1 protein-coding gene is annotated in these 354 nt (G+C 63.3%); it reads right to left on the minus strand.

What is annotated here, in order from left to right:
* Nucleotides 1-354 (minus strand): amidohydrolase family protein (locus tag BST40_RS28515; RefSeq protein ID WP_158084056.1); only part of this gene is annotated, 354 nt, incomplete at both ends.

Below are 354 nucleotides of genomic sequence, written 5' to 3' on the forward strand. Positions count from 1 at the left end.
TAGTCCGAATAACCGGGCGGCGTTGCGCCAGAGCCACTGTTCGAGGGTGCCCGGGTCCAAAGGAAGTGCCCGCATTTCGTCGCAGAATTGCCGGTGCGGACGGTTCAGCAGGAACGCTCCGGTGCCATAGAGCACCTTGTCACGGATCGTGTTCTGCCCGAATCGCATCAGTGCCTCCCAGCCGGCGCCGGGCGCGGCGAAGTACTTGGGTCGGTGCGCAGCGAGTTCGAGGTACACATTGGGATGTTTCCAGGTGATCAGGCATGCCTCGAGCACCCATGGGTAGCCGCCGTGGCTCATCACGATGGTCAGTTCGGGAAAGCGGCACGCCACATCGTCGATGTGGCGGGGGTG

It is taken from the genome of Mycobacterium persicum, assembly GCF_002086675.1.
Lineage (GTDB): Bacteria > Actinomycetota > Actinomycetes > Mycobacteriales > Mycobacteriaceae > Mycobacterium > Mycobacterium persicum.